Annotated in this window: 5 protein-coding genes; all 5 read left to right on the plus strand. The window is 43.4% G+C overall.

Translation table 11 applies throughout. The annotated features are described in order from the left end of the window. Positions 1-63: 63 nt before the first annotated feature. A complete protein-coding gene (locus tag BLQ53_RS18000) occupies positions 64-1560 on the plus strand; it encodes a spore germination protein (RefSeq protein ID WP_093728695.1) in 1497 nt (498 codons plus the stop codon). Continuing rightward, positions 1547-2656 (plus strand): GerAB/ArcD/ProY family transporter, encoded by a 1110-nt coding sequence (locus tag BLQ53_RS18005; RefSeq protein WP_170829770.1) that lies wholly within the window; start codon positions 1547-1549, stop codon positions 2654-2656. The genes BLQ53_RS18000 and BLQ53_RS18005 overlap by 14 nt, the downstream gene beginning before the upstream one ends. Beyond that, complete coding sequence (locus tag BLQ53_RS18010) at positions 2653-3771, plus strand: Ger(x)C family spore germination protein (protein WP_093728697.1); 1119 nt, start codon at positions 2653-2655, stop codon at positions 3769-3771. Before BLQ53_RS18005 ends, BLQ53_RS18010 begins: the two co-directional genes overlap by 4 nt. Positions 3772-3853: 82 nt before the next feature. Beyond that, positions 3854-5017, plus strand: a complete 1164-nt coding sequence (gene yhbH / locus BLQ53_RS18015; RefSeq protein WP_093728698.1) for a sporulation protein YhbH — start codon at positions 3854-3856, stop codon at positions 5015-5017. Between the two features lie 213 nt (positions 5018-5230). Continuing rightward, entirely contained in the window at positions 5231-6310 is a 1080-nt protein-coding gene (locus BLQ53_RS18020) for an undecaprenyldiphospho-muramoylpentapeptide beta-N-acetylglucosaminyltransferase (protein ID WP_093728703.1), read from the plus strand. Positions 6311-6408 lie beyond the last annotated feature (98 nt).

Below are 6408 nucleotides of genomic sequence, written 5' to 3' on the forward strand. Positions count from 1 at the left end.
CACATATCTTTATTGCTGCTGTACAAACTAATGTAAATCGAATTACTGGAGGGGTGCGTCGCCATGGGTTTTTTCAAGCAAAAGAAACACCAGCCGGTACAGGAAAAAGTTATACGGGAAGACAAGATGCCGCCGCATCGATCCACAGCATCCCTGGAAAAGAATATTCAATATTTACAACAGGAATTACGGAATTCGACTGATCTTAAAATACGTCTGCTTCCAGGTAATAAACAAGCATTGGTCTATTTGGATGATATAACGGATCCGGACAAGATCCAGCGTTATATTTTCGAACCCTTACTGAAGACGGAAGGGGATATAACCAAAATTAAAGATCGAGAAGAAAGCAAGGATCTAAACGAGGCCGTATCTTCCCTTCTGGAAGGCAAGGCTCTTTATTTGATAGAAGGTCAATCTACCTGTTATTTCTTCAATGTCCAGCAGAATGTGACTCGGGCTATCACGGAGCCGATGAATGAAAAGGTCATCAAAGGCTCACATGATGGATTCAATGAGGATATCAAGCAAAATATCAACCTCATACGCCGGCGCATCCAGCATCGGAGCTTGACGATAAAGAAGCAGACAGTCGGGGATTATACAGAGTCTGAAATTGCCTTGATTTATGTGGAAGGCGTAGTCAATCCGGATGTGGTGAAGGAACTTGAAACAAGGGTGAAAAATATCAGCAATGATGCATTATTAAGCGCAGGGGCGTTCAGTGAATATATAGAGGATCGCACTTATAGCATCTTTCCACAGTTCCTGAGCACAGAAAGGCCGGATAAAACTGTCGCACAATTGATGGAAGGCAGAATAGCAATCTTGTTTGCCAATAACCCTACATGTCTTATTGCACCGGTTACCTTTTTTGCTTTTTATCAGTCACCGGATGATTATAATACACGATGGCTCGTAGCAACTTATATTCGTTTGATTCGTTTGTTCAGTTTCATCCTGGCGATAACATTGCCGTCGTTTTATATTGCTGTTGTAGGCTTCCATTTCGAAGTGATTCCGGAAGATCTTATTTCTCCGGTATTGGGGGCCATACGGGATATTGCTTATCCACCTATCATCGAGGCAGTCATGATGGTGGTCGTCATCGAATTAATACGGGAATCTGGTATTCGGCTGCCGTCCCCGATTGGATCCACGATTGGTATAGTGGGAGGTCTTGTTATCGGCGATGCGATTGTGACAGCGGGATTAGTGTCCAATCTGATGGTAATCGTCATTGCCCTCACATCTCTGGCCTCATTTGTTGTGCCATCGAACGAAATGAGTGATTCATTAAGGCTATTGACTTTCCCATTGATCATCCTGAGCTCCATCCTTGGTTTCATCGGTATTGCTTTTGGTTTACTGATGGTTCTCATTCATCTGTGCCGGATGGAATCATTGGGACTTAGCTATTTTACACCAATCCAGTTCCGGGATTTAAAAGATACTGTCATACGAGTTCCGCAATTTTTGATGAAGCGTCGGCCAGAGCAATTACAATCACCGCGTCCATACAAGTCCAATGAACTGAGTGATGACGATGGCAAAAAGTGATACGAATCCGAAAATCACCTTATCGCAGCTTTCTTATATATTTATCCAAAGTCAGGTCGGTGTCGATATCCTGAACCTTTCTACTGTCCTGCATAAAGAGGTGGGAGCGGATGGATGGATTTCCCTATTGATTGGCGGAGCTATTTCCATTGTCTTTGTCCTGATGATGGTGCATATAAACAAATGCTACCCAGGTGAAGGTCTGTTCGATGTTCTCAGAAGCAGTTTTGGGAAAACGCTGGGCAATGTAGCGGGGTTTGGCTATTATGTATATTTTCTCGTGGTGGCTATATACCTTCTCACGTCTTATGGTGAGTTGATCAACCAATGGCTACTTCCGGAAACACCGATCATGGTACTTTACCTGCTCTTGCTCATTAGTGCGCTCTATACTATTTCAGGTGGTCTTACCGTTATTGCCAAGGTATTCACCTTCTTTGCGGTGATTTTATTCGTTATTTCCGTGTTGTTTCTATTCGGTTTCGTGGAAGCGAAGTTCATTTACTTGCTGCCGATCGGTCAGGCTTCCTTATCAGCTTACATAGAAGGAATCCGTGTTACCATCTACTCTTTGAGCAGTTATGTGCTGTTGTTGCTGTTCCTTCCGTATACACAGGGCAGCATCAAGCAGAAAACTAAAACACTGATCGGAACCAACTTGATCGTTATCTTTTTCTACTTGTATACAGTCATCGTTTCCTATGCACATTTCGGTTCAGACCAGATTGAGCATGTGTCACAGCCCGTTCTTTATATGCTTCGGACAGCTGATTCCGTCATTATCACAAGGATCGATATCTTTGTCCTTTCCTTGTGGACCGTTTTTGCCATGACAGCTTTTGCAGCTTATCTGTATGGTGCAGAAAGGGCTTTTGCTCAAATTCCGAAGTCTAAAAAGAAGATGCTGAATATTTATACGGCTTCCATCATCGTCCTTGCCGTATCTTTTTGGGGAGGACTTAATGAAGAGAATATCAGAAGTATCATTGATTTCCAGGATGTGATCACGGAATACTTCACAATATATATTCCGATTTTATTATTCCTTCTATCTTTCTTGCGCCGCAAGGATAAGAAAAAGGAGGCAGCCCAATGAAAAAGCTGACGATCATACTGATAAGCTGTACGCTTATATTATCAGGTTGCTGGGATATGAGGGAGTTTAAGGAAGTGAAACTGGGCATTACAGCTGCTTATGATCTGACGGATGATGGTGTCTATACGAATACGATACTCATACCGAATGTACAGAACAGTGCCCAAGGACCCGGGCAGGAATCAACCCAATTCCTGACGGCAACCGGAAGTACAGCCTCCGAAGCACGAACGAATATCGACAGGAGATTATCCTCTACTTACAGCCCGGCCCAGCTTGATGTGTTACTTTTTGGAGATAAGCTTGCCCGTCAGGATATTTATCCGTATGTGGATGCTTATTACCGCGATCCAAGAATGCATCTCGATGTAGTACCCGTGGTGGTCAAGGGGAATGCAGAACAAGCGCTAAAAGTGGTTCCTAAATCGGAGATACGTCCGAGTGAATATATAGAAGGAATAATTGAATCGGAAGTCGAGACAACGAACACGCTCGAGACCAGTTTGCAGGCGATAGGTTCGGAGCTTTATGAGGAAGGGGAAGATTTTGCCTTACCGCTCTTGCAAGTCGGGGACGGAGGCAAGACAGTATCTTATGAAGGATTGGCGCTTTTCCATGGATCAAGTTATACCGGTAAGGATATCCCGTTCGGTCATACGACACTCTTCTTGCTGATGAAGAGGGTGAAGGGGAAGGTGGCACGAATCACAGTGAAAATATTTGATGGGGAGAAACCTGAAACGAATAACAATACAACCATAAATATCGAGGACTATTCGAGTAAAATTAAAACCAAACCAGATAAACAGAACAAAGTCAGAGCGGACATTACAATGGATGTAACGGTAATGATCCAAGAATACCCACAGGATCATCTCAGTTTAAGTAAATTGCCTGAAGTCAAAAAGAACCTGGAACAGGCATTGACTGATCAGGCCAAGGAAACTATCCGCATTATTCAAGAGGCAAATAGCGATGTATTCGGAATTGGTCGCAGTATCTATGGTCACTATCCTGACTATTGGAAGAAACTTGATTGGGAGCAGGATTTCAAAAATATAAAAATTGAGCCGCATATTCGTGTAAACATCCGTTCTCGCGGAATTTTCAGATAATTTATCGCTTTTCTATAGTTTGTTTAATCAATGCCAGCACTTCCGCATAAGATAGACTAATTATCTTAAGGGAGGCTGGCAGATGAGCGATTCCAATCATTTTGCAGTGTCGGAAGAAGACTGGTCCCTCCACCGAAAAGGATATGATGATCAAAAGCGGCATCAGGAGAAGGTCCAGGAAGTATTGAAGAACAAGCTGCCCGATTTGATCACGGAAGAAAATATTATCATGTCAAATGGGAAGGATCTGATCAAGATACCGATCAGATCATTGGATGAATACAAAATCCGTTATAGTCAGGACAAGAATAAGCATGCAGGCCAAGGAAAGGGCGGCAGTAAAGTCGGTGATGTCCTCGGTCGTGCCGGCGGTCAGCAGAAAGCACCCGGAAAAGGTCAAGGTGAAGCTGGAGATCAGCCTGGTCAGGACTATTACGAAGCTGAAGTATCTTTTGAAGAACTGGAAGAGAATTTCTACAGTCAGCTGGAGCTGCCGAACCTGGAACAAAAAGATGAAAAGCAGATGATCGTGACGGATATTGCGTTCCACGATATCCGCAAGACAGGGCTTGTCGGGAATATCGACAAAAAAAGAACGATGCTCGAGGCATTCAAACGAAATGCGCTTGGCGGTACTGCTGCATTCGCTCCAATCTATCCTGAAGATGTACGCTATAAGACTTGGGACACAATTGAAAAACCTGATTCGAAAGCCGTCGTTCTTGCAATGCTCGATACTAGCGGCAGTATGGGAAATTGGGAAAAATACGTCGCAAGAAGTTTTTTCTTTTGGATGACACGCTTTCTCCGGACAAAATATGAGACGGTAGATATTGAATTCATAGCTCATCATACCGAAGCAAATGTCGTTGACGAAGAATCCTTTTTCTCGAAAGGGGAAAGTGGGGGTACCATCTGTTCCTCAGCCTATAAAAAAGCATTACAGCTGATCGATGAAAAATACCCGCCATCGGCATACAATATTTACCCCTTCCATTTTTCGGACGGGGATAACCTCACTTCTGATAATGGCCGCTGTGTCGGTCTCATCAATCAGCTGCTTGAGAAATCAAGTATGTTCGGATACGGGGAAGTGAACCAATATAATCGCCATTCCACACTGATGCAAATATTCCGCAAGATGGAACACCCCAAATTCAGATATTATGTCCTGCGTAAAAAAACCGATGTATTTTATGCCATGCAGCGCTTTTTCTCGAATGAGGAAACCGAAGTTTCTGTCTGAAACAGCAGTGATTCCACTGCTGTTCTTTTTTGGTTTCTGGAAATAATGTAACCAAAAAAGCATATATTGGTCATATGCCAAAAAGCCCTTTCTTTTTTCTAAGATATCCTTTAGGATAGAGAAGGCGATAAAATGTTTCGTTTATATTACAAATAAATTACAGATATATTAAATAGAGAAGTGCTTTTAATGGGAAAGGGAAGGATTTACAACATGAAGGAAAAACGGATTCTATTTACGGGGGGCGGCACTGCCGGCCATGTAATCGTGAACGTGGCCTTGATTCCTGTATTCAGACAGGAAGGGTGGAAGATCGATTACATTGGTTCAAAGAAAGGAATAGAGCGTGATCTGATTGAGCCGATGGAAGGCGTGACATATCACAGCATTTCTACCGGTAAATTAAGACGTTATATGTCCAAGGAGAACTTCAAGGATCCTTTCAAAGTAATGAAAGGGACCATGCAGGCTTATCGGATTATAGGAAAAGTGAAGCCGGATGTCATCTTCTCCAAGGGCGGATTCGTTTCGGTGCCGGTGCTGTTTGCGTCTTGGCTGCGCCATATTCCTGCTGTCATCCATGAATCGGACATTACACCGGGATTGGCGAATAAGCTGGCGATGCCATTTGCCAAGAAAATAGTGACGACATTTGCAGAAACGGTATCCCATGTCTCTGCCAAGAAAGCAGAATGGGTCGGAGCGGTCGTCCGTGATGAGCTGATTCAAGGGAATCGACGAGTTGGTTTGGAGAATCTGGGCTTTTCACCTGATAAAGCTGTTTTGCTGATCATGGGAGGAAGCGGTGGATCTCAAGTGATCAACGAAGCAGTCCGCTCCAGTTTGGACACCTTACTCCAAGAATTTCAGATCATCCACATTTGCGGTAAGGATCAGCTGGATGAGGCAATCAAAAAAGATGGCTACGTGCAATTCGAATATGTGAACGAAGGTTTGAATGATTTGTTCGCAGCTTCTGATTTTGTACTGTCGCGTGCTGGGTCCAATGCTATTTTCGAATTCTTGGCGCTGCGCAAGCCGATGCTGCTGGTGCCATTATCCAAGAAAGCCAGCCGTGGAGATCAGCTGCTTAATGCGAGCTCCTTCAAGAAACAAGGTTATGCGGATGTCTTGGAAGAAGAAGATTTGACAAGTGCGTCCTTGATTCAGCATTTGCAGGATCTCAAAGAACATAAAAATGAAATCTTGCGTGCAATGAGTCATTATGAAAGCCAAGAAGCAAAACAACGTGTAATTGAAATCATAAAAGAACATGCAAAAAAAACCAACTGACATGGGACTGACCCCATAGGCTGAGACAAATAAAAAACACCTTCAAGGTTGAAAACGGATGATTGTTATCCGAAATAATACTTGGAGGTGTTTTTTCT

Origin of the sequence: Terribacillus halophilus (genome assembly GCF_900101385.1) — a bacterium.
In the GTDB taxonomy this organism is placed as follows: Bacteria; Bacillota; Bacilli; order Bacillales; family Amphibacillaceae; genus Terribacillus; species Terribacillus halophilus.

Bases quoted from the DNA above. Each gene is read 5' to 3' on its own strand.
- BLQ53_RS18000 (WP_093728695.1), top strand. From the start codon at position 64: ATGGGTTTTTTCAAGCAAAAGAAACACCAGCCGGTACAGGAAAAAGTT.
- BLQ53_RS18005 (WP_170829770.1), top strand. From the start codon at position 1,547: ATGGCAAAAAGTGATACGAATCCGAAAATCACCTTATCGCAGCTTTCT.
- BLQ53_RS18010 (WP_093728697.1), top strand. From the start codon at position 2,653: ATGAAAAAGCTGACGATCATACTGATAAGCTGTACGCTTATATTATCA.
- yhbH (WP_093728698.1), top strand. From the start codon at position 3,854: ATGAGCGATTCCAATCATTTTGCAGTGTCGGAAGAAGACTGGTCCCTC.
- BLQ53_RS18020 (WP_093728703.1), top strand. From the start codon at position 5,231: ATGAAGGAAAAACGGATTCTATTTACGGGGGGCGGCACTGCCGGCCAT.